At 57.7% G+C, this 26,877-nt stretch carries 23 protein-coding genes and 7 pseudogenes; 13 read left to right on the plus strand and 17 right to left on the minus strand.

What is annotated here, in order from left to right; all coding sequences use genetic code 11:
* Window positions 1–12: 12 nt before the first annotated feature.
* Window positions 13–285: pseudogene (locus PSH57_RS18005) on the minus strand (hotdog fold domain-containing protein); the annotation flags it as partial.
* Here PSH57_RS18005 and PSH57_RS18010 point away from each other — a divergent pair.
* From PSH57_RS18010 to PSH57_RS18020, 4 genes are all read left to right on the plus strand, one after another.
* Window positions 274–906 (plus strand): TetR/AcrR family transcriptional regulator, encoded by a 633-nt coding sequence (locus PSH57_RS18010; RefSeq protein WP_305384567.1) that lies wholly within the window; start codon window positions 274–276, stop codon window positions 904–906. The pseudogene PSH57_RS18005 and the gene PSH57_RS18010 sit on opposite strands and share 12 nt — an antisense overlap.
* A 133-nt stretch (window positions 907–1,039) precedes the next feature.
* Window positions 1,040–1,303 carry a hypothetical protein gene (locus tag PSH57_RS18015; RefSeq protein WP_256228883.1) on the plus strand — a complete coding sequence of 88 codons (264 nt, stop codon included), beginning with the start codon at window positions 1,040–1,042 and terminating at the stop codon, window positions 1,301–1,303.
* Window positions 1,304–1,384: 81 nt separating this feature from the next.
* Complete coding sequence (locus PSH57_RS29460) at window positions 1,385–1,471, plus strand: small membrane protein YohP (RefSeq protein ID WP_442793071.1); 87 nt, start codon at window positions 1,385–1,387, stop codon at window positions 1,469–1,471.
* 210 nt (window positions 1,472–1,681) lie between these two features.
* Window positions 1,682–3,265 carry a lactate dehydrogenase gene (locus PSH57_RS18020; protein WP_305384571.1) on the plus strand — a complete coding sequence of 528 codons (1,584 nt, stop codon included), beginning with the start codon at window positions 1,682–1,684 and terminating at the stop codon, window positions 3,263–3,265.
* Here PSH57_RS18020 and PSH57_RS18025 read toward each other — a convergent pair.
* From PSH57_RS18025 to urtA, 9 genes are all read right to left on the minus strand, one after another.
* Window positions 3,210–4,316, minus strand: coding sequence for an AAA family ATPase (locus tag PSH57_RS18025; RefSeq protein WP_305384572.1), 1,107 nt, complete (start codon window positions 4,314–4,316; stop codon window positions 3,210–3,212). The genes PSH57_RS18020 and PSH57_RS18025 overlap by 56 nt on opposite strands.
* Before the next feature lie 3 nt (window positions 4,317–4,319).
* On the minus strand, window positions 4,320–5,363 hold the full coding sequence (locus tag PSH57_RS18030; protein WP_305384573.1) for an aliphatic amidase: 1,044 nt from the start codon (window positions 5,361–5,363) through the stop codon (window positions 4,320–4,322).
* 14 nt (window positions 5,364–5,377) lie between these two features.
* The gene (locus PSH57_RS18035; RefSeq protein ID WP_305384576.1) at window positions 5,378–5,725 is read right to left on the minus strand and encodes an FmdB family zinc ribbon protein; all 348 of its coding nucleotides are present in this window, start codon (window positions 5,723–5,725) and stop codon (window positions 5,378–5,380) included.
* Window positions 5,726–5,761: 36 nt separating this feature from the next.
* Entirely contained in the window at window positions 5,762–6,991 is a 1,230-nt protein-coding gene (fmdA, locus tag PSH57_RS18040; RefSeq protein ID WP_305384578.1) for a formamidase, read from the minus strand.
* Window positions 6,992–7,144: 153 nt separating this feature from the next.
* Window positions 7,145–7,834 (minus strand): urea ABC transporter ATP-binding subunit UrtE, encoded by a 690-nt coding sequence (gene urtE, locus PSH57_RS18045; RefSeq protein ID WP_256228877.1) that lies wholly within the window; start codon window positions 7,832–7,834, stop codon window positions 7,145–7,147.
* A 10-nt stretch (window positions 7,835–7,844) separates the two neighbouring features.
* Complete coding sequence (gene urtD / locus PSH57_RS18050) at window positions 7,845–8,603, minus strand: urea ABC transporter ATP-binding protein UrtD (protein WP_003203582.1); 759 nt, start codon at window positions 8,601–8,603, stop codon at window positions 7,845–7,847.
* Window positions 8,600–9,787 (minus strand): urea ABC transporter permease subunit UrtC, encoded by a 1,188-nt coding sequence (gene urtC / locus PSH57_RS18055; RefSeq protein WP_305384581.1) that lies wholly within the window; start codon window positions 9,785–9,787, stop codon window positions 8,600–8,602. The genes urtD and urtC overlap by 4 nt, the downstream gene beginning before the upstream one ends.
* A gap of 10 nt (window positions 9,788–9,797) precedes the next feature.
* On the minus strand, window positions 9,798–10,715 hold the full coding sequence (urtB, locus tag PSH57_RS18060) for an urea ABC transporter permease subunit UrtB (protein WP_058542509.1): 918 nt from the start codon (window positions 10,713–10,715) through the stop codon (window positions 9,798–9,800).
* Window positions 10,716–10,826: 111 nt separating this feature from the next.
* Window positions 10,827–12,071 carry an urea ABC transporter substrate-binding protein gene (gene urtA, locus PSH57_RS18065; protein ID WP_305384582.1) on the minus strand — a complete coding sequence of 415 codons (1,245 nt, stop codon included), beginning with the start codon at window positions 12,069–12,071 and terminating at the stop codon, window positions 10,827–10,829.
* A gap of 321 nt (window positions 12,072–12,392) precedes the next feature.
* Here urtA and PSH57_RS18070 point away from each other — a divergent pair, with 321 nt between their 5' ends.
* Both PSH57_RS18070 and PSH57_RS18075 read left to right on the plus strand, forming a co-directional pair.
* Complete coding sequence (locus tag PSH57_RS18070; RefSeq protein WP_305384584.1) at window positions 12,393–15,785, plus strand: ATP-binding protein; 3,393 nt, start codon at window positions 12,393–12,395, stop codon at window positions 15,783–15,785.
* Window positions 15,760–16,452: a response regulator gene (locus tag PSH57_RS18075; protein ID WP_305384586.1), complete on the plus strand. Its 693-nt coding sequence runs from the start codon at window positions 15,760–15,762 to the stop codon at window positions 16,450–16,452. The genes PSH57_RS18070 and PSH57_RS18075 overlap by 26 nt, the downstream gene beginning before the upstream one ends.
* A 164-nt stretch (window positions 16,453–16,616) precedes the next feature.
* Here the strand turns inward: PSH57_RS18075 and PSH57_RS18080 are convergent.
* Both PSH57_RS18080 and PSH57_RS18085 read right to left on the minus strand, forming a co-directional pair.
* A pseudogene (locus PSH57_RS18080) lies at window positions 16,617–16,781 on the minus strand (IS5/IS1182 family transposase); the annotation flags it as partial.
* Window positions 16,777–16,883, minus strand: a pseudogene (locus tag PSH57_RS18085) (chemotaxis protein); the annotation flags it as partial. The pseudogenes PSH57_RS18085 and PSH57_RS18080, both read right to left, overlap by 5 nt.
* A gap of 149 nt (window positions 16,884–17,032) precedes the next feature.
* On the opposite strand from PSH57_RS18085, the gene PSH57_RS18090 reads away from it, so the two are divergent.
* The 3 genes and pseudogenes from PSH57_RS18090 (at window position 17,033) to PSH57_RS18100 (ending at window position 18,695) form a co-directional block, all read left to right on the plus strand.
* Window positions 17,033–17,413, plus strand: coding sequence for a hypothetical protein (locus PSH57_RS18090; protein WP_305384588.1), 381 nt, complete (start codon window positions 17,033–17,035; stop codon window positions 17,411–17,413).
* A gap of 430 nt (window positions 17,414–17,843) precedes the next feature.
* Entirely contained in the window at window positions 17,844–18,257 is a 414-nt protein-coding gene (locus PSH57_RS18095; protein WP_340368588.1) for a hypothetical protein, read from the plus strand.
* Between the two features lie 78 nt (window positions 18,258–18,335).
* Window positions 18,336–18,695 (plus strand): annotated as a pseudogene (locus PSH57_RS18100) (hypothetical protein).
* Window positions 18,696–18,740: 45 nt separating this feature from the next.
* Here PSH57_RS18100 and PSH57_RS18105 read toward each other — a convergent pair.
* The 4 genes from PSH57_RS18105 to PSH57_RS18120 all read right to left on the minus strand — a co-directional run bounded on the left by PSH57_RS18105 (window position 18,741) and on the right by PSH57_RS18120 (window position 21,532).
* Window positions 18,741–19,274, minus strand: a complete 534-nt coding sequence (locus PSH57_RS18105) for a hypothetical protein (RefSeq protein WP_305384594.1) — start codon at window positions 19,272–19,274, stop codon at window positions 18,741–18,743.
* Window positions 19,275–19,357: 83 nt separating this feature from the next.
* The gene (locus PSH57_RS18110) at window positions 19,358–19,612 is read right to left on the minus strand and encodes a hypothetical protein (RefSeq protein ID WP_305384597.1); all 255 of its coding nucleotides are present in this window, start codon (window positions 19,610–19,612) and stop codon (window positions 19,358–19,360) included.
* A gap of 792 nt (window positions 19,613–20,404) precedes the next feature.
* Entirely contained in the window at window positions 20,405–20,824 is a 420-nt protein-coding gene (locus PSH57_RS18115) for a hypothetical protein (protein WP_305384598.1), read from the minus strand.
* A 213-nt stretch (window positions 20,825–21,037) separates the two neighbouring features.
* Complete coding sequence (locus PSH57_RS18120; protein ID WP_305384599.1) at window positions 21,038–21,532, minus strand: hypothetical protein; 495 nt, start codon at window positions 21,530–21,532, stop codon at window positions 21,038–21,040.
* 47 nt (window positions 21,533–21,579) lie between these two features.
* Between PSH57_RS18120 and PSH57_RS18125 the strand changes: the two are divergent.
* Window positions 21,580–23,289 (plus strand): annotated as a pseudogene (locus PSH57_RS18125) (DNA cytosine methyltransferase).
* Window positions 23,290–23,701: 412 nt separating this feature from the next.
* Here the strand turns inward: PSH57_RS18125 and PSH57_RS18130 are convergent.
* On the minus strand, window positions 23,702–24,160 hold the full coding sequence (locus tag PSH57_RS18130) for a hypothetical protein (protein ID WP_305384602.1): 459 nt from the start codon (window positions 24,158–24,160) through the stop codon (window positions 23,702–23,704).
* Window positions 24,161–25,205: 1,045 nt separating this feature from the next.
* Between PSH57_RS18130 and PSH57_RS18135 the strand changes: the two are divergent.
* The 3 genes and pseudogenes from PSH57_RS18135 to PSH57_RS18145 form a co-directional block, all read left to right on the plus strand.
* Window positions 25,206–25,514, plus strand: a pseudogene (locus tag PSH57_RS18135) (hypothetical protein); the annotation flags it as partial.
* A gap of 112 nt (window positions 25,515–25,626) precedes the next feature.
* The gene (locus tag PSH57_RS18140; protein WP_305384603.1) at window positions 25,627–25,821 is read left to right on the plus strand and encodes a hypothetical protein; all 195 of its coding nucleotides are present in this window, start codon (window positions 25,627–25,629) and stop codon (window positions 25,819–25,821) included.
* 442 nt (window positions 25,822–26,263) lie between these two features.
* A pseudogene (locus PSH57_RS18145) lies at window positions 26,264–26,498 on the plus strand (integrase); the annotation flags it as partial.
* Window positions 26,499–26,877 lie beyond the last annotated feature (379 nt).

The following is a 26,877-nucleotide window of genomic DNA, read 5'->3' on the forward strand; positions in this document are numbered from 1 at the left end:
GAGCCAGGAGACCTAGCCGATTTTCACATTCATGGTGATGCGCGCCGTGAAGACCTTCACCCCAGCCTCGTCGAAGATCTCGACCGGGACAATCTTGTCGCCCGAAGTCTGCCAGTCGATTTCGCTACCGTCGGCAATCGCATGGATGGCGGTCTTGGCCTTGGCCAAGTATTCGACAGTCATGCCTTTGGGAATCCAACGAGCGCCGCTGGGGATGGACACCTCGGTCATCATGCCGCCCGCCAGTTCCGCCGCGTTGCACAACGCAATCGCGTGAACGGACGAAGGGAACCTGTCGATCTCCTCGAGCGCTGCTACCCAGGGCGCCGTGCCGAGTCCAAGCGGCACATCCTGCGATGTGCCTTGGCGCTGTTTAACCAACAGGGCATAGAAGCGACCACCATCGACATCATCCGGGCCGAAAGTCAGATGAGCGTGGGGGCCATTTATCACCATTTCGATAACAAGGAAGGCTTGGTCGCAGCGTTGTACATGACCGCCCTGGATGATCAGGCACGGCTCAGGGACAGCTACCTCAGCGCTGTCACGTCGACCAGGGAATGGGTCCACGCCTTGGTGTTCAGCTACGTGGATTGGGTGGTCAGTCAACCCGATTGGGCGCGGTTCCAATACCAGGCTCGCTTTGCGGTGGCGCGAAGCAGCTTCAATGAGCGGCTCGCCGAGGCGAATCTCGCCAGGAACGCCGCACTCAAGCAATGGTTCAGCGACCCCGCCCACCAGCAGGATTTGCAGGACCTGCCTTTTGAGCTGATCCCGTCACTGATCATCGGTTCGGCGGAGAGCTATTGTCGCGCCTGGCTCTCGGCCCGAGTCAAACGCAGCCCTGAAAGCTACCGGCAGCAGCTGGCCGAGGCCGCCTGGCGCGCCGTGGGCGCTGGCGGCTGAGCAGTTCGTCCTGCGTTTCTCCCGGTTCCGCAATACTCACCACTTATCAATAAATCTCAAAAATGGAGAAGAACGGCCGATACCAAGGATAAGACCCTGCAACTGGGGCGCAGGACAGAACGGTAGGTCAGTCATGACAGAGATTTATTTGCTGATAGCGCACGGCACGGACCAGGGCGAAGCTTATGTTCTGGGCTGGTTCGATGACCGGAGCAAAGCCCGGGAAGTGGCCGAGCAGAAAGAATGGGAGGCGTACCGCGCCAGCCTGAAGGAGAAACATCCATGGTCAAGCCACAAACCCCTGGCGCCGGACCAGACCGACTATCGCCGCTACTGGATCAAGACCGTTTCGAAGTTTGATCAGGTGCCTGTTCCGAGGTCCTGGGCAGTTCATTGATCACCGGTAGGTGAAATTCAACGAAACGAGCGTTGTCGAGGGTGGTCTAGAAAATTAAGCCCATCCGATGAGAGCATCATTATGTTGAAATTTCTTGGCGGCACCGTAGGTATCATTTTCATAATCGGCCTGATCGTGGTCATCGCCCTGTTCAAGCTCGTCTTCTGACGGCGACAGTGTCAACCACAGGCCTGGGGAACAGCGTTTCTCAATGCGTGAAAAAGCCCAATCTTTTCAGATTGGGCTGAGCCGCTCCGGGAACACGCTAACGGGCAAATGCATAATAGCTCTTTGCCACTTATTTCAACCGCCCCGCTTTCAATCGGGTGGTGAATTCACTACATTGAGCGTAACTCTGCTCCTTCGACACGGACTGTCATGACTACCCTATCCCCGATCAGCCCTGCCATTCCCATCCAGATCCAGACTCGCTCTGCCGTCGCGGCATCGCCTGCAACAGTGATAGAGAGTGCTGATGCCTTCCCGGCTCGACCTTCGGCAATCGTCAGCCTGGGTAATCCTGTGGCCGATGTCGAATCACAGACCTATTCCCGACTCGGGCAACTGCCCGGCCAGGAGATTGTTCGTGTCTGGGAAAAGACCAGTCAGGATGCCGTCACTCGCGTCATGGGGACCAACCCCAGATCGCTGTCGATCGCCAACCGTTTCCACGGCCTGGGCGCAGCCTTGGTGGAGCAATTCGCCAAGAATGGTTCAAGCATTTCCCAGTCAGTGCTCCATACCACCACGGACAGGGCTTACGACGTCGCCGGGATAAAATCCGAACAGACGCTGCTGCACAATAAAGCCGACAACCTGATCAGCCTCAGTATCAAGACCGCCAGCGGCAAGACGGTCACCTTCAGTCTGACAAGCCAGGACGATGGTCTTGGTGTCCAGGCTACGGTGGATGGTGGCCCGCTGAGCGAGGATGAACTCAAGGCGATTGGTGCTCTGGGCAATGCCTTTCAGGCGGCTGTCGACGGGTTGACCGCCGAGCCGCCCAAGCTTGATCTGGGCAAGCTGACGCAGTTTGACTCCAGCGTATTGGCATCCATTGACCTGAACGCCAAGCTAAAGGGCGTGGACGGTGAGGATCTGACCCTCGCCTTTAGCGCCGACGACCAACGCCGCACCACGCAAATGAGCGGTCCGGATGGCAAATTAAACCTGAGCGTGGACCTGAAGAACAGCGCAATCCTGGGCGATGCCAAGCAACAGGCCAACGCTCTGAACAGCTACCTGGCCCAGTTTGACCGGGTGCAGGAGCGCGGCAGCGCCAAGGCGGCCCTGATGGAGATGTTCAAGGATGCGTTCAGCGCCATGAACAGCCACTATCCACAGGGCACCACTCTACCTGAGCGATTGACCCGTAACGCGACGGACAAAGGCCTGTTGACCGGACTGGCAGACTTCGAGGCGTCCATCACTCAGACGAACAACGCGTCTAACCCGATGCACCTGTCTGAACTCGATAGCTTTGCCTATACCCTCTCGCAAAAGACTGTCGTCGCAGGTTCCATCATGCGTGACCGCAAGATCGATCAAACCCAGCAATCGAGTCTGTCGGCCAGCTTTCACAAAACCCTGAAGGGCGGCAAAGCACCTGCGCTAGGCAAAGATAACGAATCGCAGAACTACCTCTACGTACAAGTGAATGACAAGGCCAGCAGCTCGGCCAGCCTCGCCTACAAGGACGGCCGCCTGACCAAAGCCTCCGTCACACAATCCGCCAGCCAGGACACCCGGACACAGAAGTATGTCATGGGCAAACTGATTGAAGAGACCGTGGTGCCCAAGCAAGCGTCAGCCAGCCGCAGTCACTTGGTATTGCTGGAGTACGCCGCCAAGGAAAGCAAGAAATCCAAGGATGCGTCGGAGCAAACCTTACTGAAGGAAGCGCTCGCTACCCTCCACAGTTCGGTGATGCTGCAGGAAAACCCTTCGGCGTTGATGCGTTGAACACAGTGCTTTGCGCTGGAACAACCGTCAGCCGGTTCGATTCGACCGTCGCAGTCATCTGCATTGTCTGCGGATTAGCCAGCAAACACTCAGCGATGGCAGGCTCCAGCTCGACCCGCACTCGCCTTGTCAGGGCCCGAGCACCAAAGCGTGGGTCATGCTTTCGGCACAGCCAGTCGCTTGCCGCAACGTCCAGGACCAGCGTACGGCGATGCTGACCGAGACGTTGGTTGAGTTTGTTCAGTTCGATCTGCAACAACGCTTCCAGCCATTGGCTTTCGATGCGTTGGAAAACCAGGATGCGATCAATACGGTTTAGAAATTCCGGTTCGAACCAGGCGTGCAACGCTAGCTCCAACATAGCCTGCTCACCTTGTGGGGCGATGCCGAGCCAGCGCCGCCAACCGCGTGAAAAACGTTCCCTGTAGGTGGTCGCTTGCCGGGCTCCAATGTTGCTGGTCATGAAGATCAGGCTATTGCGAAAATCCAGCGTTCGGCTACCGCCCGCCAAGGTCAGTTGGCCGTTCTCAAGAATGCCCAACAAGCTGCGCACCACTTCCTTGCTGGCCTTCTCCAGTTCATCGAACAGCACGATGCCTGGGCGACTGTAGGTGCCTTGAATCAATTCACTATCGAACAGACTGACGCCCTCTTTACTCCCCACATAACCCGGTGGTGCTCCGGTGAGCGCCGCCGAGTAATGCTCCTGGGCCAAGGTGTGCATGTCGATGCGACAAAAAGCATCGGCGCGACCGTGTATGGCCAGTGCCAGCAGACGGACGATTTCGGTCTTGCCGACACCGGTCGGCCCCATGAACAGGTTCACCGTCAACGGCCTCTCACGTTCACCAATATCGACCTTAACCACGTTTAGCAACGCCTCGACCGCGCTCATGGCTTGTTCCTGGCCGACAATTCGACTGCGCAACAACGCCATGACCTGGGCGGGATTGAAGACGAAGCGTGAGGTCAACACATCTGCTGCCTGTGATGCGCTGGTCAGGCCAGGCTGTGGGTGGTTTGGGTCGATGCGATCATTCACCAAAGGCATGGTTTAGCCTGCGTGTTTTTCTTTACCGTCGTGGGGAAGCTCTCCCACCGGGCAATGAGCCACGCCGACGCTGCTACGGGTAAGTTTTTCGACGTTTTCCCGGGCTTTCTGCGCATCCAGTACCCAGGTGCGGTAAAAGTCGAACGGGCAGTCAGCCACTCCCTTGTCGCCGTCCCCGGAGTTATAGACCCCGGTGTAACCGCGATGCAGCAGCTTGAACAAATGATTCTGTGATTGGTCGTTCGCTCGCGCATCGCGGATTTGCGAAACGGATAATTGTGCGTACTGAATGCCCATTTCCTCTTCACCGCATTCGCCCAGGGTGCGACCGTCGAAGCCAATAATCGCCGAGTGGCCAAAGTAGGAATAAACCCCATCGAAGCCGGCCGCATTGGCCACTGCCACATAGCAATTATTGGCCCAGGCCATGCTCTTGGACATCATCACCTGCTGCTCTTTGGCCGGGTACATATAGCCCTGGCAACGGACGATCAACTCCGCCCCTTTCATTGCACAGTCGCGCCAGATCTCCGGGTAGTTGCCGTCATCACAAATGATCAAGCTGATCTGCAGGCCCTTCGGCCCCTCGCAGACATAGGTCCGATCACCCGGATACCAGCCTTCTATGGGGCACCAGGGAATGCACTTGCGGTACTTCTGGACGATTTCGCCCTGGTTATTGATCAACACCAACGTGTTGTAAGGCGCTTTGTGAGGATGCTCCTCATGCCGTTCACCGGTCAGTGAAAACACCCCCCACGTGTCTGCCGCACGGCACGCGGCGGAAAAGATCGCCGTCTCTTCGCCTGGAATACTGGCGGCAGTTGCCATCATCTCATCGTGGTCGTACATGATGCCCATGGTGCTGTATTCAGGAAACACCACCAGGTCCATGCCGGGCAGACCGCTTTTCATACCGGTGATGATGTCGGCGATCTTGCGGGCGTTTTCAATGACCTCGGCTTTTGTATGCAGCCGCGGCATTTTGTAATTGACGACCGCGACACCCACGGTGTCCGGGCTGCTGGAAATATCACCATGACGCATGAGATTTACCTCTGTTAATGGCTGATCATCCAAGGTCTGGAGCCGGTTTTACTCTTGAGCCCCTGTGGATTTTCTTTGGTCGGGGCCAGCGGTTTGCTCGGTGCGCAACAACTGCACCCACTGGGGTGACGACGGTTCTGCTGGTACTCACCAAGGGTCTGCGGCGCGTGGGCACTTCGCTCGTTGGTCGCCATGGCCAGGCGTTGACTGCTCGACAACGTCGTCAGCGCCGGCGCAGACAACAGCAACCGCCCTCCTGGGCCCGCGCAAGACGGGCACTGGCACGACTCGTGCCGTTGGGCCATGGGCCGCAACATTGTGAAAGAGCCACAGGTTTGGCATTCGTACTCATAGGTCGGCATGGCGCTCTCCGGACATTGATCGGGCTCGGGCGTGTCTCACAGGTCCGGGGCGATCGGCAGATCGATACTGCCGTCGAGGTGTTTGATGGGGCCGTTGGCGTTGGGGTTGATGTCGAACTCGAAGATTTCGGTGGGTAACCAGAGGGTCGCGCAGGCGTTGGGGATGTCGACCACGCCGCTGATATGCCCCTGCACCGGCGCAGAGCCCAACAGTGCATAACCCTGGGCGGGCGAATAGCCAAACTTGGTCAAGTAGTTGATCGCATTCAGGCAGGCCTGGCGGTATGCGATATTGACGTCCAGGTAGTGTTGTTTGCCGGCTTCATCCACCGAGATACCTTCAAAGATCAGGTAGTTCTGGTAGGTCGGGATAATCGGGCTGGGTTTGAACACCGGGTTCTTGATCCCGTACTTGGCCATGCCGCCCTTGATCAGCTCGACTTTCATATGCACCCAGCCGGCCATCTCGATGGCACCGCAAAAAGTGATCTCGCCGTCGCCCTGACTGAAGTGCAGGTCTCCCACCGACAACCCGGCGCCGTTGACGTAGACCGGGAAGAAAATCTTCGAGCCCCGGGACAGGTCCTTGATATCGCAGTTACCACCATGTTCACGCGGCGGCACCGTGCGTGCGCCGGTGGCCGCGGCATCATCCCGGGCCTGGCCTTTGAGCTTGCCCATGTGCGCGGTGGCGGCCAGCGGGGCGTTGGCCAGGGGCGGCACGCGGGTCGGGTCGGTGTCGATCAGCTCCTGCTCACGGCGGTTCCAGTCGCCGAGCATTACCGGGTCGGGCAGGCAACCGATCAATCCGGGGTGGATCAGGCCGGCAAAGTTGACCCCGGGAATGTGCCGCGAACTGGTGAACATGCCTTTGAAATCCCAGATGGCTTTCTGCGCGCTGGGAAAGTGATCCGTGAGGAATCCGCCGCCGTTCTGCCGCGAGAAGAAGCCGTTGAAGCCCCACATCGATTCGGCCTTGGCGCCGATGTCCAGCAGGTCGACCACCAGCAGATCCCCCGGCTCGGCGCCATGCACGCCCACTGGACCGGACAGGTAGTGCACGGTGGACAGGTCGACGTCACGCACATCCGAGGCATCGTCGTTGTTCTTGATCGCGCCGGCGGTCCAGTCGTAAGTCTCAAGAATAAAGTCATCCCCTGGCTTGACCCAGCAAGCCATGGGAATGTCCGGATGCCAGCGGTTATGGATCTGCTCGTTCTCTGTGGCGGGCTGGTTGAGGTCGACTTTGATCAAGGTATCGGTCATGGCGAAGCTCCTGAACATTAGGGATGTACCGCGTTGGAACCAGTCTCGAATGGCGGCACGAATCGGCCAATACGTTGGATGACGTACCCCTGTGAGCTGGCTTGCCAACTGCTACAAAGGGAGCCGATAAACCATCGCGCCGCCCAGCCGCACCTACACTGAGAGGTAGCGACTGATGGTGGCTTCGTCGACCTTGTCCCGGGTCTCTTCAATCACGAAGCGGCCCTTCTCGATCACCAGGAAGCGGTCGGCGATTTCCAGGGTGAATGACAGCACCTGCTCGGAGACCACAATGGTCAGGTCGCGCAGGTTGCGGATCTCTTTCAACGTGCGGGCGATGTCCTTGATGATCGACGGCTGGATGCCTTCGGTAGGTTCATCGAGCAACAACACCTTGGGATTGGTCGCCAGTGCCCGGGCAATGGCCAGTTGCTGTTGCTGCCCGCCAGAGAGATTGCCGCCCTTGCGCGAGCGCATGTCGTGAAGCACCGGAAACAACGCATAAAGATCTTCGGGGACCTGGCCCCGGGCCGATGCCGGCAGGCCGGTCTGAATATTTTCCAACACCGTCATGCTGGGAAAAATCATCCGCCCCTGAGGCACATAGGCAATGCCGTGCTCCACCCGCTCGTGGGTTTCCAGGTTCGAGACGTCCTGGCCATCGACGCTGACCTGCCCCCGCCACTGCGGAAGGATGCCCATCAAGCTCTTGAACAGCGTGGTCTTGCCCATGCCGTTGCGTCCCATCACGGCGACAATTTCGCGTTTGGCCACGGCCAGGTCGAGGTCGTGGAGGATCTGACTCTGGCCGTAACCACAGGACAGCTTGTCTACGTTGAACATGCCTGCTTCCTCAATGGCCTAAATAGACTTCGATGACTTTCGGGTTGTTCTGCACCGACTCCATGCTGCCCTCGGCCAGGACCTTGCCCTGGTGCAGCACCGTGACCTTATGGGCGATGCTCTTGACGAACTCCATGTCGTGTTCGATCACCAGCACCGAGCGTCCCTGGCTGATGCGCTTGAGCAGTTCTGCGGTCTGGACGCGTTCGTTGACGCTCATCCCTGCGACCGGTTCATCGAGCATCAACAGGTCAGGGTTCTGCATCAGCAGCATGCCGATCTCCAGCCACTGCTTCTGGCCGTGGGACAGCAGGTCGGCCTGTTGCTGCAAAAGCTCGCCGAGAAATATCTCCCGCGCCACCTCTTCTACCCGGGCAATCACCGCGGCACTGCGTTTGAAGAACAACGCGCCAAACACCTTGCGCCCCGCCGGGTAGGACATCTCCAGGTTCTCGAACACCGTGAGGTTTTCGTAGATCGACGGGTTCTGGAATTTGCGCCCGACACCGGCACGGACGATGTTGTACTCGCGCATCTTGGTCAGTTCCTTTCCATCGAACTGAATGCTGCCGCTGGTGGCGCGGGTCTTGCCGCAGATCAGGTCGAGCACCGTGGTCTTGCCTGCGCCGTTGGGCCCGATCACCACCCGCACTTCATTGCGGTCGATGTACAGGTTGAGGTTGTCCACGGCCTTGAAACCGTCGAAGGACACCGTCAACCCCTCGATAACCAGCACCGGCTTGTTCATTTGAAAACCTACGGCGGTCATGGCTGCGTCTCCAGCGAAGGACGTTCAGGAGCCGAGGCTGGCGGTGCGGTGCGCGGCGCCTCTGGCAGGGGTTCGGCAACGGCAGCTTGCTGCGAGGGACGCCGCAATAGTCGACCAAGGGCCTGGCGGCCATGACTGTCCCAGAGTCCGGCCAAGCCATTGGGGAAGTACATGACCACGGCAATGAACAGCCCGCCCATCAGGTACAGCCACAATTCGGGGAACGACTCGGAGAAATAGGTCTTGCCGTAGTTCACCAGCAAGGCCCCATACACCGCGCCGAGCAGCGACATGCGCCCGCCGACAGCAGCAAAGATCACCATCTCGATGGACGGCACGATGCCGACGAACGAAGGCGACATGAAGCCCACCTGCAAGGCGAACATGGCGCCGCCACTGGCCGAGAAGGCAGCGGCGATGCAGAACACGAAAATCTTGAAACTGGCTACGTCATAACCGGAGAAGCGCACCCGTTCCTCTTTATCGCGCATCGCCATCAGCAGCCGCCCGAGCTTCGACGCGAGGACGAAACGGCCGATGAAAATGCAGCCGAACAACAAGGCCGCGTTGATGAAGTACAGCAGCAGCTTGGCGCTGTCACTGCGCAGGTCCCAGCCGAGCAGAGTCTTGAGATCGGTGATGCCGTTGACCCCGCCGGTCAGGCCCTGCTGGCCGACGATCAGCACCGTGAGAATCAGCGCGATGGCCTGGCTGACGATAGAGAAATAAACATCCCCCACCCGCCGTTTGAACAGCGCCATGCCAATGATGAAGGCCAGCACCACCGGCACCAGGATCACCGCTAACAGGGTGAAGCTGAAACTGTGGAACGGCACCCAGAGCCACGGCAGTTCGGTGATCTGGTTCCAGTCCATGAAATCCGGAATGCCCGGCGTCGACTGGATTTTGGTGCTCTGCGGGTCGGAGGCTTCGAGCTTGAGAAACATCGCCATGCAGTAGCCGCCGACGCCGAAGAACACTCCTTGCCCGAGGCTGAGAATGCCGCCATAGCCCCAACACAACACCAGGCCGACAGCGACGAAGGCATAGGTCAGGTACTTGCCCACCATGTTCAGGCGAAAGGCATCCAGGGTCAGCGGGAAGACCACGAAAATCAGCAGCGCCAACAGGGCCACGCCCAACAGGTTCTGCTTGCCCGCCAGCATCTTGTCTAAAAGCTTCATTGGCTCGCCTCTACTTGCGCACTTTGATGGAGAACAACCCTTGAGGGCGCAACATCAGGATCAGAATCACCCCGGACAGGGTCAGCACCTTGGCCATCGAACCACTGAGGAAAAACTCCGAGATCGATTGGGTCTGGGCAATGACGAACGCCGACGCAATAGTGCCGAACAGGCTTTGTGCGCCGCCGAAGACCACCACCAGGAAGGTGTCGACGATGTACTGCGATCCCGCGGTGGGACCGGTGGAGCCGATGGTGGTAAAGGCCGCGCCGGCCACCCCCGCGACACCACAACCGAGGGCAAAGGTCATCCGGTCGACCTTGCGCGTGTTGATGCCCACGGCACGGCTCATCAGTCGGTTTTGCACCGTGGCCCGCACTTGCAGGCCCCAGCGTGAGCGGTAGAGCAAGAGAAAAATGGCTGCGGTGAGCAGCAGGGTCAGGGCCATCATGAACAGGCCGTTGCGCGGGATCTCGATGGCCTCGGTGAAGTTGAACGAGCCCATCAGCCACTCCGGCGGCGTGGCGCTGACTTCACGGGCGCCGAACACCGAACGGAAGGTCTGCTGCATCACCAGGGACAGCCCCCAGGTCGCCAGCAATGTGTCCAGCGGACGCTTGTAGAGCCGGCTGATCATCGCCCACTCCACCAGCCAGCCGATGGCCCCGGCCACCAGAAACGACAAGGCGATGGCGATAAAAAAATAATAGGGTTGAAACCATGGGGCGAAATGACTGGTCAGGCTCGAACAGACATAGGTGGTGTAGGCGCCGATCGTGAGGAACTCGCCGTGGGCCATGTTGATGACCCCCATCTGGCCAAAAATGATCGCCAGCCCCAATGCCATCAACAGCAGCACGCAGAACACGGACAAGCCGTTGAACCCCTGCATCGCCGCGATGGCACCAAATTCCGATAGCCATTCCATGATGATGGACTCCTGCTTGGAGGGAGGATGTGGAAAAACGATGGCGCTCCATCGCCGGCAAACCAGCTCCTACAGAGTGTTGGAGTCGGCTTGCCGCGATAGGCCCAGACCTTACTGATAGCCTTTAGGGAACGGGTTCGGTTCGATCAGATCGGACTCGTACACCACTTTGAACTGGCCATCGGGCTGCACTTCACCGATGCGGGTCTTGCTCCACAGGTGATGGTTTTCATGCACTTTGACGTAGCCTTCAGGCGCGGTTTTCAACTCGATGCCCGGCGAGGCTGCAACCACTTTGTCGATATCGAAGCTGCCGGCTTTTTCCACTGCAGCCTTCCACAGCCATGGGCCCAGATAGGCGGCCTGGGTCACGTCGCCGATCACCGAATCCTTGCCGTACTTGGCCTTGAAGGCGTCGACGAAGGCTTTGTTGTTGGGGTTGTCCAGGCTCTGGAAGTACTTCATCGAGGCATAGAAACCGGCCATGTTCTCACCGCCGATGCCCAGCAATTCATCCTCGGTCACCGACAGGGTGAGCAAGGTCTGCTTGGCTGAATTGACGCCCGCCGCATTGAGTTGTTTGTAGAAGGCCACGTTGGAGCCACCCACTACGGCGGCGAACACCACGTCAGGTTTCTTCAGCTTGACTTTGTTGATCAGCGAGCCGAACTGGGTGTTGCCCAGCGGGTAGTAGTCTTCGCCGACCACGGTGCCGTGCAGCACGTTTTCAATGTGTTTGCGCGCAATCTTCATCGAGGTGCGTGGCCAGATATAGTCCGACCCCACCAGGTAGAAGCTTTTGGCGCCTTTGGTCTTGGCGATCCAGTCGAGGCTGGCGAGGATTTGCTGAGTGGCTTCCTGGCCGGTGTAGATCACGTTCTTCGACTGCTCCAGCCCCTCGTAGAAAGTCGGGTAGTAGAGCAGGCCGTTTTCTTTCTCGAAAATCGGCAGCACAGCCTTGCGCGAGGCCGAGGTCCAGCAACCGAACACCGTGGCCACCTTGTCGTTGACCAGGAGCTTCTTGGCCTTCTCGGCGAAGGTCGGCCAGTCAGAGGCGCCGTCTTCCTGGATCACCTTGATCTGCCGACCGAGGATGCCGCCTGAAGCGTTGATCTGCTCGATGGCCAGGCGTTCGGCCTGGATCGAGCCGGTCTCGGAAATCGCCATGGTGCCGGTGGCCGAGTGCAACTGGCCGACCGTGACTTCAGTGGCGGTCACCGCCAGGCCGGTGCTGTTGGCCTCGTCCGCCCATACACCCTGGCTGAATACACTGGCAGCCAGTAACGACAGGGCCGCCGCCCCCAGCGCCAGGCGGCGCGGCAACAGGCCTTTAGTCCGAATCAATCGTGGTTCCATGCTGCTACTCCTCTGCGGTGACGCTGACAGCTCGCCTTGGGGCGGCCGGCAACGGTGGTGGCATCAGCATGGCGGCGCGGATCGGTGACGGGTATACGCAGCCTGACGTAAGCGCATACGTCATTTGACGTAGGGATAAATGCACCAAGGCGGCGCAGGCTGTCGCTCCAGGCCCCGCCTGAACGGCACTGCGCGCACGCGCGCGCAGGCAACAGCTGGCGCAGCAAGACGGCGTGGTGCAGGGCATGAAAATTGCTCCGCTATCCGCCACGGGCACACCCGCCAGGCACGGAGCGCCTTGACCCCCAGGAGTCTTTCACCGTGCTTCCACCTGGCACCCAGCGCATCGCCAAGATCCGTCGCGACTACAACAGTTGGGTCGCCGACGAAACCATGGAAGACTACGCCCTGCGTTACACACCAAAGTCCTTTCGCAAGTGGTCGGAGCTGCGCATCGCCAACACCGCCCTGGGTGCGGTGTCGTTCCTGGCCCTGGAGGCGATTGGCGGGGTGTTGGCCCTGAGCTACGGCTTCACCAACACTTTCTGGGCGATCCTCGCCGTGAGCCTGATCATCTTCCTCACCGGCCTGCCCGTCAGCTACTACGCGGCCCGCTACGGCGTCGATATGGACCTGTTGACCCGCGGTGCCGGCTTCGGCTACATCGGCTCGACCATCACCTCGCTGATCTACGCCAGCTTCACCTTTCTGTTCTTCGCCCTGGAAGCAGCGATCATGGCCCTGGCCTTGGAGTTGTACTTCCATATCCCATTGGCCTTTGCCTATGTGATCTGCTCTGTGCTGGTGATCCCCCTGGTGGCCTATGGGGTGACCCTGATCAGCCGACTGCAACTCTGGACCCAGCCGTTGTGGCTGGTGCTGCTGGTGCTTCCCTATCTGTTTGTGCTGCTGAAAAACCCCGAGGCCTTCAGCGACTGGACCAGTTTCCAGGGCCGTGATGCCAGCGGCGACTTCAATCTGCTGGCGTTTTGCGCAGCCTGTACCGTCGCCCTGTCCCTGGTGACGCAGATCGGCGAACAGGTCGACTACCTGCGCTTCCTGCCGGAAAAAACCGCGGCCAACCGCAAGCGCTGGTGGGCCGCCCTGCTCTGCGCCGGCCCTGGCTGGATCCTGCCCGGCGCCCTGAAAATGTTCGCGGGCGCCTTCCTGGCGTTTCTCGCCCTGCAACACGAGATCCCCATCGAGCGCGCTGCGGAACCGACCCAGATGTACCTGGTGGCCTTCGGTTATGTGTTCGCCTCGCCGGAATGGGCCCTGGCGGCCATGGTGCTGTTCGTCTTCGTCTCGCAGATGAAGATCAACCTGACCAACGCCTACGCCGGTTCTCTGGCCTGGTCGAACTTTTTCGCCCGCGTCACCCACAGTCACCCCGGCCGTGTGGTGTGGCTGGTGTTCAATGTGGCCATTGCCCTGATGCTGATGGAGCTGGGGGTATTCGACGTCATCGACCAGGTGCTCGGTCTCTACGCCAACATCGCCATCGCCTGGATCGGCTCGGTGGTCGCCGATCTGGTGATCAACAAACCCTTGGGGTTGTCACCGAAATACATCGAGTTCAAGCGCGCTCACCTCTACGACATCAACCCGGTGGGCGTCGGCTCCATGCTGATTGCCTCGCTGCTGTCGGTCCTCGCCCACTTCGGTCTATTTGGCGCACTGGCCCAGGCCGCTCCGCCCTTCGTCGCCCTCGGCACCTCGCTGGTCATGACCCCGCTGCTGGCCTGGGCCACCCGCAGCCGCTATTACATCGCCCGCACCAGCGATCCGTTACTGCTGCAACCGGTGGCACCGAGCACGCAGATCACCTGCGGCCTGTGCAGCAACCCGTTCGAAACCGCCGACATGGCTTTCTGTCCGGCCTACAGCACGCCCATCTGCTCACTTTGCTGTTCGCTGGACGCGCGTTGCGGCGATCGCTGCAAACCCCACGGGCGTCTGTCGGCGCAATTCGAAGCGCTGTTGCATTGGTTGTTGCCCAATGCCACGGTGCCACGCCTGCACACCCGGCTAGTGCATTACTTGGGCCTGCTGCTCGCACTGATCCTGATGCTCAGCGGCGCTCTGGCGCTGATCTATGGCCAGGCCTCCCAGGGGCTGCCCCACTCGCCGCAAGCCCAGGCGACGCTGTACCAGGCATTTTTCCAGGCCTTCCTGACGCTCTCGGTACTGGCGGCCATCCTCGCCTGGTGGGTGGTTCTGACGCGGGAAAGCCGCCGCGTGGCCCAGGAAGAATCGGACCGCCAGACCCTGCTGCTGATGCAGGAAATCGAAGCCCACCGCTTGACCGATCAGGCCCTGCAAGATGCCAAGGAGGCTTCCGAGGCGGCCAACGCGGCCAAGAGTCGCTACGTCACCGGACTTTCCCACGAACTGCGTACGCCGTTGAACAGCATCCTCGGTTTTACCCAGATCCTGCAGCGCGACGCGGCCATGCCGGAGCAGCATCAGGATGCCCTGGCGACCATCCTGCGCAGCGGCTCGCACCTGCTGTCGCTGATCGACGGCCTGCTCGATGTGGCCAAGATCGAGGCCGGCAAATTGCGCCTGGAACCGACGGAAATCCCCTTCCCGGAACTGATCCACGATCTGGAGCTGATGTTCACTCCACAAGCCCGGGACAAAGGATTGCGCTTTCGCCTGGAGCTGATCGGCAAGATGCCGGCGGTGGTGCGGGGCGACGAAAAGCGCGTCCGGCAGATCCTCATCAACCTGTTGGGCAATGCGGTCAACTTCACCGACAGCGGCGAGGTCTGCCTGCGGGTCAGTTACATGCGCGAGACGGCAACCTTCGACATCATCGACACGGGTATCGGCATCGACCCCGAGCACATCGAGCGAATCTTCCAGCCTTTCGAGCGCGGTGATCTGATGCGCCAGGACAAGGGCGTTGGCCTGGGCCTGACCATTACCCGCATGCTCACCTCGCTGATGGGCGGCGAGTTGCAGGTCAAGAGTCAGCAGGACAAAGGCACCTGTTTCCAGGTGCGCCTGTTTCTCTCGCAAGTACGGGTGCCGCAAGCGGTGATCCATGTCGAACACGACATCATCGGCTACCAGGGGCCGCGGCGTCTGGTGCTGGTAGTGGACGACCATGTGGACCATCGCAAGGTCCTCAGCGGCATGCTTACGCCCCTGGGCTTTGAAGTGGTCCAGGCCAGCAACGGCCAGGAAGCGATTCGCCAGGTCGCCCTGCTGGGGCCGGACCTGATCCTCATGGACCTGTCGATGCCGACGATGGATGGCTGGGAAACCAGCCGGCTGATCCGCCGCAATGCGTTGTCCACGGCACCGATCATCGTGATATCGGCCAATGCCTTTAACGACGAGCGCGAGCGCAGCCTGGCCAGTGCCTGCAACGACTACCTTGCCAAGCCGGTACACACCCCGGAGCTGCTCGAACGGATCCAGCAGCAGCTCGACCTGCACTGGCTGCGTCGCAAAAAACCAGCCCCTACGACATTCCCCGAACCGGGGATATTACCCTCACAGTCTGAGCTCATCGCCCTCGGAGAACTCAGCGCCATCGGCTACGTACGCGGTCTGCACGAAAAACTTGACGCCATCCAGGCCGAGACGCCAGCCACCGCCCCTTTCATCAGTTCGCTACGCAAGTTGCTGAAAAACTTTCGCCTGGACGAAATCAACCGCACCCTCAAGGAGGCAGAAGATGAATGTATTGACCACAGTCGCTGAACCCGGTGTCGTGCTGATTGTGGACGACACCCCGGACAACCTCGCCATGCTCTCCGACGCCCTCAACGATGCCGGCTACATGGTGCTGGTGGCGCTCGACGGGCTCAGCGCCCTGAACCGCATCGAACGCCGGCGTCCGGACCTGATCCTGCTGGATGCGATGATGCCGGGCCTGGACGGCTTCGAGACCTGCCGGCGGATCAAGGCGCAACCGGCCAACGCCGATATTCCGGTGCTGTTCATGACCGCGCTGACGGAGAGCAGGCATGTGGTCCAGGGCTTTGAAGTGGGTGGCAGCGACTACGTGACCAAACCGATCCAGACCGACGAAGTGCTGGCCCGGGTCGCCGCCCATCTGCGCACCTCGCGCATCCTGCTGTCGGCCCGAGCGGCGTCACAGCCCGCCGCGCCGAGCCTGGACGACGAGCCGGCGCAGAGGGTGCTGTCGGCACGCTTTCAGCTCACCGGTCGGGAAGTCGAGGTTCTGCGCTGGGTGGCCTGCGGCAAGACCAACCGCGACATCGGCACCATCCTTGATCTGAGCCCTCGCACCGTGAACAAACATCTGGAACATGTGTATGTGAAGTTAGGTGTAGAAACGCGCACAGCAGCGACCTCCGTGGCCTTGTCGGCCATGACCGATTCTCGCAATAGTGTTTCAAGGTAAGCCGCGATAACCAGAGGTATTGTTGGATGAGCACCAGGGCCGTTTCGTCCATGACAGAATCTGGTGGATGAGGCAGGAACGTTGGAAACGGCTTTGAATCTTCAGCCCAGCCACCTAGGCATTGTTGACGTCGCTGACATCACCCGGATTGAGCATGCACCGGATGTTAGGCACGAAGAGTAATGTCGCAAACACCGCACAGCACAAGCTAACGAGACTATCGCGGCATAACTTTTCGCGGGTTTGTCGAAGCGCGTGACGATGCGGCGGTTCTCTTGCAGCCAGTCGAACATGCGTTCAATGATGTTGCGCTGCAGGTATTTCGGCTGACTTCGAGAGGAACCTGCGCAGCCACAGCAGGCCGCCGAGAATGACGGTGGCACTACCGGTCAGCCAGGTAGTTGGCCTGTGCCGAGGTCAGTAGGATCCATCGTTGCTCCAGATATAAAATGGCCTGCGTCGGCCTGGGCAATGCCCGAACAAAAAGCCCCTGCAAGTGCAGAGGTCCTGAATAGCTACGCAATGTCAGTGCACGAGGGATAATCCTCGTTTAAATTTCAGCGCCACATGGAAAAAACACATGAAAGGATCCAGTTTTTTTGCAGCGCTTCTCTTAGCTGCATGTCTTCCATTGCATGCGAATGAGAGCCACGAAGATTACATATTTCAAAGGAATCGTTGCGCCCTTGCCTACGGACTGGGAATCCACTCGGACCCGTCAATATCCAACAAGTCTATCGTGGCAACCGGCATGTACATGCGTGAGCGCGGCATACAGATGAGATTTGCAGAGCTAACAGTGATTAACGACAAGATCATGAAAGAAATAATGGGCGCCAAGACCATGAAAGAAATAACGGGCGCCCCCGACTCCCAAATTGAAGAGTGGGAGTCCCGCGCCCAAAAAATTACTGATTCTGATTTTTGCAAAACATACCTGAGCAGTCTGCAATCGAATTAGGTTCGCAGTCTTTCCCGCTGTCTGCCGAAGACCATCACCGCGCCCCCCCATTGCATCGGTCTCGCTGATCCAGTCTCGCGCCACCTTGCTAACAGATGTGAGAACAGAGTGCGCGGGCTGCCGGGGCTGATTCCGTGCGTCGCACCGTCCGGCTATCGACCTCCAGGCCGTCCCGAGAGCTATCCTGGCTACAGGCGAATTTCAGGCAATAAAAACCCAGCGTGAATGCTGGGCATGTGTTTTGTTTAAATCTGTTAAATGCTTTTCCTAACCTTCACTCGCCATATTTTCAGTAACAGCAGGGCCATTGCTGCGCCGAGCGACGGCCAAAGAAGCTGACCTTGGCCGAGCGCAGGGCGCTTCGCAAAATGGCGGACGCACTATGAGTAAGCGCAAACCATGTAATCGGCGGGTCCAAATCGAGCGCAGCATGCGGGCCCTGGTCAGCACAAACCACGCCGCCGTGATCAACATCGACCCGAGCGGTTTGCAGGTGATGATCAATTGGAAGAACGGCAAACAGATCCTTTCAAAGCCGGTGTCTGACGCACTCTGTGATGTCGCGCACCGCTGGACGATCTACATCGCCGGCATCTGCGTTCGCCAGGATGGCGCCCAGTACATCAAGTCAATCGACATCAGGCCGGACGGCGTCCACATGGTGGAGAGGCTTTCAGATGTCCTCGAACATTTCTACGAAGAGGTGAAGGCCGACTGCAACCCGAATCACCGGATCGGCATGGGCTGGCTGGCCGTGCCCGGCGACACGCCAGTACCAGAGGCGCGATTGTCTGCGCTACTGGATGCCGTCGGCGCATGGGGCCAAGTCAAGGAAGCAGCGTGAGACGTTTCCGCACCCAACAACGCAAACGACAGACCTGGCTGGAGGACTTGCCGGCCAGCGGAATTGAAGGAGCAGGCCATGGCCGAAACACAACAGCCAACGGCGGAAGCACTCAAGCAGCGCCGAAAGCGCGAGAAGGCAGCGGCGAAGGCTGCCGCACTGGGCGTCTAGAAGTTCACAGTTGAAGTGGCCGGAGTGTTCAAGCCGGACCTGAAGCGGATCATGAAAGCCCATGGGTTCAACAATCAGCAGGAAGTGCATCAGAACCTGATGCGGAATCTGATTGCCGCCGACTTCGAAACCCAGGCCTGGATGCTGCGATGTGTCACGACACCTTTTGTAGTAACCGAAAAAGTGTCGCGCCTCATCCGTGAGGCGGGCATGAAGTCACTCGCTGACGATCCGCCAGAGCAGGAGGACAACATTGATATTCCATAATAGCCCTTGCTCGCGCCTAGCATAACGCCAAGGAGAGCGGCGCAATCATGAGCTTAGTTTTATCTCTTGTACAAACTTGGCTTCAATAATTGCCCCCAACTCTGTCATCAACTTCAAGCGTTCCATTAGTTCTGATCGCGCTTTTTTAACCCCTTCTTCGGCGTTGGCTTGGTGAGCCTTTAAATCAATACCGCCTAAGCCAGTTTCTTCATTTGAAAACAGGCGAACATAGTCACGATTCATATCCAACGAAGTATGCAAATTTTCAACCTCAAAGCATCCGTGAAAGAACTCAAGCAGCTGCTTCGAAAGCGCGTCACTTACATAGATGGCCGATGATCTAAAAATCATTCCGTACGGAGCCAGGTCTTGCTGCTTCAGCAGCAGCCCCCTCCCGCTAAGCAGTCTACGAACTTCGAAGAAAGCTCTGTGTAACTCTTTCTGATACTGGTGAATCGAGATGTTATTTGCTCGCTTCGCCTGTGACACCGATCTCCAGGAAAAAAAGGCAGCAACGATCGAAACAAAGAATGCTGAACCAGCGATGACGTTCGCCCAAGTTGCAGAATCCAATTTCATCTCCTTGATCCGGCCCAGTGCCGACACCCAACGTAATACCCCAACCCAAACCAAATTGCCACCACCGTTCACGGAGGCCGGCGCTATTGCTCGATCCTGATCTTTACGTTCGGTTCCGACTCCAGAGTTGGCCTGCGCAGCTCGGGATCGTTTTCACTGAGACAACGGAACTGCAACTCCGCATTAGCATAACGACCGTATCCGGAATCCCGGGATGCCTCCTTAACTGGCATCAGATGCTTGCCTTTTCCCTCGCAGAACGTATTGGCTTCCTGGTACAGCTCGGCCTTGACCGCACCGCCGCCAAAGGTGGTGAAGCTGCCGTCCTTCGCAATCATGTATGTGTCTCGCCCCATCGGTACGACGCCTGGGCCTGAACATCCAGCAATCAGAAGGGCAATCGTTGTAACGAGCAAATGCCGCATCGGTAGCGTTCCTTGCGTGATGGTGAGTCGTAGGGCCATCACTCTGCCACACCTCGAATATCACAACCACAGCCGCATCCGGTCACGTAGGGCGGCGCGTGCACGGAGAACACCATGGCAGAGAGGCGAAGACGTTGGCACGCAACATATTGTCGGCAGTTATGCTTCACTCCGAGATGGAAGCCACTATCTTCGGCACGCTTGGGGGCAATTGAAATTTCTTTGACACTCTCCCGCGGAAGAGCCATCTCTCACGCAATAAAGTTTACAGGCCTGATCTGTTCCATTGGGCCTGCACGCGTTGTAGTCCGTACATTGTGGCTCGCCCTGACAGGCAAGTGGAGATGGACCTGGAGCCCCGGGGCTTGGAGTTTCATGATCAGAGGCGCACCCCGATAAAGCCAGGAGAAAAAAAGCCACGGCCATACTCACGTTTTTCATATTCAATACCTGATAATTACACCTCATAAATCCTCATAGCAGGGGAGGCCCACGTATAGAAGGTAGCAGATCATCACCTGCAACGCTGACTCACCCTTTGAGCGCAACTCACCACCTGCACGGCCTTGGCCCGGGCGGTGCCCTTCCCCTACTCGCTCCGCCGCCGCGACACGCATACGTGATACCCGAAAACGTGTCGCGAAAAATGAGTCTTGCTTATGCAAAGGAAGCGCTCAGGATAACCAGCGATTAAGCGATGAGCGGTTACCGGACATAATTCTCAAATACTTTCGTGATGATGAAGCAGACCAGGCCGGTGAATATGAAAATATTCCTCGCTCGATAGTAGAAACATGTTCGGCTTTGACACTTTTCTAGAGCTATACGATTTCCGAGAAAGCCAGCCTGATTTCTTTTTTCAATCGATTCAAGCATCGAGTGATTCTTTGCATACACCTGAATCGACCATTCAGTTCGCTTGAAAGCTGATATCCCCGCAAGCCCGAACAGCGTTAGCGCATAGAGATACATTGTCTCAACATTTAAGCCAAGCTTGCCGAACGGGATGGTTTGGACCAAAAAGCCAATGACCGCGACGATGATTGCCAGAACCAGGTGATCAAACTTATCGCTGCTTTCTCTAAACGCGGCATGCGCGATCAGGCTTCTCCCGGCATCACTCACAACATATCTCCTTGATCTGGCTCCATGCCGGGCCGAACACAAATACCCCACTTCTACGAATCACGCCAGCCGGCGAGGGTGACGCCTGCACGCAAGGACTACGACATGATCCCGCAGCACCGCATCCTGTTTGGCTAGCGCATCGAGACGCCAAACAGATGGACGTATTTCTCGATCCAGTACCGGCCGCACTGATAATTGTGACAAGTGCGTTTACTGCATGACGACCAGAGCAGCCTGAGCAGACTCAATTCCATTAAGTCTTTTCTCAACTGAAAGACGCGTGTTCTCACTCCAATTTTTTTCTGAGCTAATGGCCCTTACAAAAAGGGCGACGTCTTCAACTGCAACCCTTGTCAAAAATAACTGCGTATGAATTGCAGAATTAACCCCATCACTTGAAATAACTTCCGTCAAATGCTGAAGCGACTGGCTCAACCCTGTGGATATCAAGTCCATCTGATTAGGGGTTATGCCTTTATGCACGTCAATAGCTAACCGCACCCTTAAAGCAGCTTCACTCACTACGGCCTCCGCTCGAACAACAGCATTTTCTCTGATTTCGGCCTCCGCGTTTCGCCTCATTCTTGAATCACGCGATGCTATCCAGATCGCAGCCAGAATCGCCGCGATTGACCCAAACGCCTGCACCCAAGAAGCAAGCCCAGGGTGATGCTCAATCCAAAACGAAACACTCTCCCAACTCATAACCCACTCCCCTGTAGATCCCGGAACTATACCGGCGAGGATCCCCTATGTCCGCACAACAGAAGAAACACCCCTTCGATTTCAAAACTCAATACGGACTCGGCTTCAGCACTCAGGACGATGGGATCGTTGTCGACTTCTTCTGCGGTGGCGGCGGCGCCGGTACCGGGCTGGAAATGGGCCTGGGCCGCACGGTGAACGTCGCGAAGAACCAAAGCCCGCAGGCGATCAGCATGCACACGGTGAATCACCCGGGCGCGACGCACTTCACCACCGACGTGTTCGATGGTGACCCAGACACCGAGTGCGGTGGCAAGGCCGTTGGCTGGTTCCATATGTCACCGGACTGTACGCACTTCACACAGGCCTCCGCCGGCCAGCCACGCAAACGTGAAATTCGTAGCCTTTCGTGGATTGGCCTGAAGTGGGGCGGCAAGAAGAAGCCTCGGGTGCTCAGCCTGGAAAACGTGAAACAGATTCTTCAATGGGGGCCCCTCATTGCTAAGCGCTGCAAAACATCTGGCCGCGTGATTAAACTCGACGGTACGGTTGCTGAAGTTGGCGAGCGCGTGCCAGTGGAGCAGCAATACCTGGTACCGGATCCCAAGCGACGTGGCCGCACATGGCGGCGCTTTGTGGCTCTTCTGGAAGGCATGGGCTACGCCGTCGAGTGTCGCGTGATAAAGGCTTGTGACTTCGGCGCCCCAACCAGCCGGGAGCGCCTGTTCATGATCGTCCGGTGCGACGGACAGCCAATTGTGTGGCCGGAGCCAACCCACGCGAAGAACCCGGTCAAGGGCCAGCAAAAGTGGAAAACGGCCGCTGACTGCATCGACTTCAGCGACCTGGGAAAAAGCATCTTCGGCCGCAAAAAGGACCTGGCCCCGGCCACCCTGCGCCGCGTTGCCAAGGGCATGAAGAAGTTCGTCATCGACTCCCCGGCGCCGTTCATTGTTCCGATTGCCAACTGGTCAGGTGAGACGGTGCAATCGGCCTGTGAGCCGCTTCGTACCATCACCTCCTACCCGAAAGGAGGGGTGTTCAGCGTAGTCAGCCCGGTGATGGTCGGTACAGGAGGGCCTGCATACGGCGGAAATCCTGCGGCGGCAGATCAACCCGTCGGCACTTTGATGACCCAGAACCACCGCGCGGTAGCCACCGCCTTCGTGGCGCAAATGAACGGCGGTTTCAACACCACCGACGCCAAGGCCATGGACGAGCCGCTGACCACCGTTACCAACACTGGCAGCCAGCAGCAATTGGTGAGCGCCAGCCTAGCCACTCTGCGCCGGAACTGCGTTGGTCGGGGAGTAGATGAGCCGGTACCGACCATGACCGCCGGCGCTGAGCATCACGCATTGCTGCATTAAAAGCTGTCGCCGGAGCATGAAGACGGTGCCCTTCGCGTCGCGGCCTTCCTGATCAGCTACTACGGCACCGAGAACATCAGCGCTTGCGACGCTCCGGCGCCGACGATCACGACCAAGGATCGCTTGGCGATGGTAACGGTGATGGTCAAGGGCGCGCCGTATGTGATCGTCGACATCTGCCTGCGGATGCTGAAGCCGTCCGAGCTGTACAAGGCTCAGGGCTTCCCTGCCGACTACATCATCAGCCACGGCGCCGACGGCAAGCCGTTCACCAAGACCCAGCAAGTCCATATGTGCGGCAACAGCGTCAGCCCTCCACCGATGGCTGCACTCGCTCGAGCCAACGACCCATGGCAAGTTGGCGAACGACAGGCAGTAGCCGCGTAAGCTGTCGGAAAAATATCTGTCCGCCTACCCGCCACCATCACTGGGACCGCTGGTTCCTTTGCAAAGCTCGAACCGAAGTTGCATCGGACCACCCGGCAGGCTGAGGTCTTCTACTTGAACGTGCTTCGCACCGCACGACGGGCACACCACCGCGTAGGTGCCAAGGGATGGGTCATCGTGTGGCTCTGCTTTGAATTCCTTCCCGCACTTCCTTGACTGGCATTTCATTTGGTTACTCCTAATGAAAAATCCAAGGCGAGCGGTGGCTGCAGTTCACCGTCATTCGCTGGCAGGGGATGCAAAATTTGCGGCAGCTTCACTAATCAACCGGACTACCACCTTAGAACACTCGAATGCTTTTATATAAAAACCGAAATCCGCACCAACTAAAAGCCCCCCTACAGAGCGCCAGTTACAGGCTATCAATTAACGCCTTCAACTCGGAATCCCGGATAGAGGCGAGTAACGAGCGAGCATTCGGATTATGCTGCTGCATGGAGTGATACTTACCTCTTATATCCCCAAACGAGCCGCTAGCACTCCACACCCTAAACTCTGGCATCCAGCCCTCGTGATAACAAACCCACCTAAAATGCTCTTTTAAATTATATATTTCTGGTATTTCCGCACAGGAACTTTCTATTACAGAGATCAAATCGTTATCATTGAGTCGAGTGATTAGCTGTTTTGCAGTGCCATTATGATCTTGGAAAGCCATCATTTGAGCTCGAATTGATTGTATGGACTCCATCGGCTCAGGCACTAAACCGCCATCAAACAACGGCACGTAAACTGTACAACCTTCATGCCATATACACCAACTCACATGTGGTTTTGCATTTTGTAAATGGGCCAAGCTTAAATCGTCCATATCATTTACTCGAAGAGGGCGTAAGTGCCGCTAAGTCTGTATAGCATCCACTGAACAACCCCACCAATAACTAACCACCATTTATTTCGGAATAACTAACCTAACAAAACATTCTCACGGCATGACGGTTGTGAATGCCCATGATCTGGTATCGATGGAGATTGCAGGATGAGCTGAACAATCCTATTTGCTGTTGAAAGCCAGCGATCACTCAGCCGAACGCCTCATCTCCTCCCGAGTAGGCATGGTCCAGTCCGAGGCGCGCCTTTCATAAATTGAATCGGGTTTATGGCCTTCATAGCTGAACATCAATAAATAAAATCCCAGCGCCACTGCAGCCAACAGTGCCCTGCCGACAGGGTTCGCATCCTTCGATAGACCACCGGGCCCTATAGCTACCCAGCCACCACGAAGGTAACCAAAAACGGCCTGCGTAAACCACGCTTGCGCCGCCACACATGTCCAAAACTGCCTCCACTCACCTGTAAAGCGCCAAAAAGCGCTCACTAGGGACACGATGACCATGACGCCCAGGATCAAGTAACGAAAACGCTTGAGAGCGCTAAGAGCGCAGCTTTCCTGCTCCATATCTGCCCGACCCCAACTCCAAAAAAAGACCTGATTGCACTGTCGAGACTTCAAGTATCGGCCGAGGTGCGCTCAGCATGAACTTAAAGCCACCCATCCCCCCTTCAAAGTCAGCCGCTATAGCGGCGAATCCTCGACATCATAGAGAACGAAATCTCCTAACCACTCGCGGGCAATCGGGACTGCGTATTCAAGCAGCTCTAGCGGAACATTTTGAGCGAAGAGGCTCACTTCAAAACGAAGCGTCTCGTCGTTCCGAAAGATTTCGAACAATGGTCCGTTGTTACCGCTCCAGCATTCCATCGCAAGGCCATCGTGACCTTCAACAACGCTAGAAGCGCAGCAAAACCGGTATTCAACTCCGTGTACGACCACATCGCACCTCCCTTTCTGAGGAGGCAACGATACCTCTCCCCTCTATGAATCTGAAAGCCGCTATAGCGGCAAGGACGAAGTGATGTCTGAAGAAATCGAATTAATCCCGCCAGCCCCGGTCGTGCGAGACGAGAACGGCTTTTTCCAACACCCCGACCTACCGGACTTTGACGAGGGTGACGGCGACAATTGCAAAGTTTGGATCACTGCCCAGCGCTTACAGGTGAAGATGGTTAAACTCGAATACCACAGCAACGAAGCGATCTCTGAGCATTACTTCGAAGCGGGCGACCCGGATTGCAGCTACTGGGAGCCTGACCGGCCTGAAGGCGAAGGCTGGTTCTGCCTGGCCATTCACGACACCGACGACGGGCCTGTGTGCTGGTGGGCACTACAGCGACGATTGCGGTGGGTGGGATCTGATCTGCTGGCGTGGCGCCGTGTCATCGGCGTTGAAGGGCAGGAGCGACCAGGCCTTTCTACCGCGTGAGGCAATGGACGCGATGCCTAACAAGCGCCTGGTGGCGGACACGCTTGAAGCTGACGGGCAGTTCTGCACCCTCGGTGTTCTCGGTGCGAAGCGCGGAATCGAAATGAGCGCCATCGATGCGCATTGCCGAGAAACAGTTTCGGGCGCTTTCAGAATAGCGCCAGCCATGGCCGCCGAGGTCGTATTTGAGAACGACGAGTGCGGCTAGAACGAAACCCCGGAACAGAGCTGGCATCGGATGCGCAAATGGGTAGGCAGCCATATCAAAGAGGTGACGCCATGATCCTCCCCCTGCTTTACAGGGCCTGTCCCATCTAGAGGAGCCATGGCAAAAAAAGCCCACCCTGACCAGTTGCGGCCACTCAGCATTTCTCTGAAACACCTGGCAGGGCGAGCTACAGAACCTTATTCGAGTGAGGCTTCCTCGTATATCAGCTATTCCCTGATACAAGCCCCCACCAAAGCCATCTGACTACAAACCAAACCCTTACAACTCACAGCCTGCTGGTAAACGGCGGGCGGAGCTATGCCATGAACAAAGAAGACCTTGCGGACCGTATATGCGGAATCACCTACCCTTGCCGCATCCATAAAGACCTGATCCAGATCGCCAAGGGCTCTGGCCTGGTGATCGTCTACGGCGCCGGCGATTCGATGGGGTTCGGGAAGCGGCGGGTTGTCCAAGGGGTCGATAGAAGAGGAAATGCCGGGCTTCCACGAAGTGCGTGCGCTGTCGCTGCATCTGTATCAGAAAGCCGGAAAGGATGGGCAGAAGATCGCCGGCCATGCCAGCGAGAGCATGACCAGAACTACCAGAGGGATCACGCGGATATCGTGTGGTCGGAGGCAATCCCCGACCTGAATATCAGCGAAATCACCGGTTAGTTTTGCGCAGGCACAAAAAAACCGATCTAACTGATCGGCTTAAGTGTCTGATTTTACTCATGAATAATGGTCGGGACGGAGTGATTCGAACACTCACCCCCTAGCACCCCATCTTCTTTTTCATACTTCTCGAAAGACTCCAAAATTTTACTCTGGATTTTTCTGAGCCAGTATCTGCTTGAGTTACAGCGATATTCTGCTCTACGAGAGTCCAGGAACGTCCATCCAGAGCCGACGTTTTTGTGGGGGGAAAAGTAGGGGGAGTCCATTAAAACACCGGCTGCGATAGCCCTCCGCGAGGAGCTCGCTCCTAGACCTTCAATGAGAATTGAAAGTCACTTCAAATGTCGTTACGGCCAATGACGCCTGGAGCGGCTCA

Origin of the sequence: Pseudomonas hefeiensis, from assembly GCF_030687835.1 — a bacterium.
In the GTDB taxonomy this organism is placed as follows: Bacteria; Pseudomonadota; Gammaproteobacteria; order Pseudomonadales; family Pseudomonadaceae; genus Aquipseudomonas; species Aquipseudomonas hefeiensis.